This window comes from Komagataeibacter sp. SM21, from assembly GCF_041402665.1.
Classification (GTDB): Bacteria; Pseudomonadota; Alphaproteobacteria; order Acetobacterales; family Acetobacteraceae; genus Komagataeibacter; species Komagataeibacter saccharivorans.
Genome location: NZ_JBGLOV010000064.1, coordinates 1 through 1406 on the forward strand (window position 1 = coordinate 1; position 1406 = coordinate 1406).

Here is a 1406-nt window from a genome sequence, read left to right on the forward strand (position 1 = left end):
CCGGCTGACTGGATCAGAAGCCCAGCGCGTCATTCCTGAGCGCCGCCGCCTGTTCCGAGACGCTACGGCTGTTTTTGGCCACGTAAGGCTGCCACGCCTGCCCCATCAGTTCTTCATATGCGGCGCAGGCCCCGGCTGCGATGCAGGCAAGGGCGTAGGATTTTGCGGCGTGCTGCGCTGCGATTTCACGCAGGCCATCCACCCGGTTTGCGCCGCCATCAATGCCCATGCGATCTTCGTCGCGGTGTTCGTTGGTAAAGGCGTTGACGGCATCCCGCGCGATCTGGCGGCGCTTTTCGTAGAACTCGGCCGCGCCATAGGCGGAGCGGACAACGCCATCAACCACGCGGTCAAGGTGGATTTTGAGGCCCTGATAATTCGGCTCCCCGCGATACATGGTGACAAGGATCGGTTCCAGCGCGGCGTACTGATCGCGGATCATGGTGCTTCCCAGCCCGGTCAACTCGTCAGCGTCCCCGGCCTCGATGCCAAAGGAGGTGATGATCTTCGCCATCTGGTCGTCATTGGGCGCGAGGTCCAGAATGGCTGCCAGTGACGGGGCGACATAACCCTTTGCAAGGGCGCGGGTTTCATTCGCGCGGCGGGCCTCGGCGGGAGAAGCCTTGCCAGCGGTGGCGTTGTGGGCGATGGTGGTTGCAACGTCGGACATGAACTTTACCTTCATTTCTGGCGCAGTCCCGGCGTGGTGTTACCGCACCTGCCGGGGCGCTTGAGCCGGAAGGGCCAATCCCTCCCGACAAGAAAAACATAGTACGAATACCCAAGCATAGCAAGAGAAAAACCGTAGAAAACGGCCAATAACGAGCGTTTTTATTTGTTATATTCGGATATTTTTTACTTGAAACAAATAAATATCTGTCGTTTTACTAGACCATATCCTGCCGGGGTGCGGGGCGGCGAGCGCCCGTGACGCTGACGGGAGTGGAGGGGATGGAGGCGTTTTTCTGAGCCACATCCTGCCCCCGGGCAAGACGGTGGCACGGACAGGGAGTCAGGACCGAAGCGGCCTGAGCAAGCCGGTCGGCCTGCGCCTGACGCGGGGCAACGCCCGGCGGCTGGCGCGGGACGGCAAAGGTGCTGCGAGGGTCGCGAAGCCGCGCAGCGGGGCCGAAGGCCGTCTTGGCGCCCTGGCCGGGACACTGTCACACTGAAGCTGGATGCGCGGCCGTAATCCCCGCAACGGGCCACCCTGATACGCCGCAGGCGTGTCAGGGTGGTTGAGGAGGCGTCCCGCTCCCCGTGCTGTTTTTCGACGTCATGCCGATCGTGGACAGGGATGTGGGGGAGCATTAGCGCGAACGCGGACAGACCCCGCAGGGGGCTGGACTTCTCCTGGCGGCGCAGCCGTCTGGAGAAGCTTGGCGAGCGAACCCGAAGGGCCACCC

Annotated in this window: 2 protein-coding genes; one reads left to right on the forward strand and one right to left on the reverse strand. The window is 62.7% G+C overall.

Translation table 11 applies throughout. The features are described from left to right. Nucleotides 1-13 precede the first annotated feature (13 nt). Complete coding sequence (locus ACBR42_RS17015; protein WP_371208824.1) at nt 14-670, reverse strand: hypothetical protein; 657 nt, start codon at nt 668-670, stop codon at nt 14-16. 325 nt (nt 671-995) lie between these two features. On the opposite strand from ACBR42_RS17015, the gene ACBR42_RS17020 reads away from it, so the two are divergent. After that, a complete protein-coding gene (locus tag ACBR42_RS17020) occupies nt 996-1172 on the forward strand; it encodes a hypothetical protein (RefSeq protein ID WP_371208825.1) in 177 nt (58 codons plus the stop codon). Nucleotides 1173-1406: the final 234 nt, after the last annotated feature.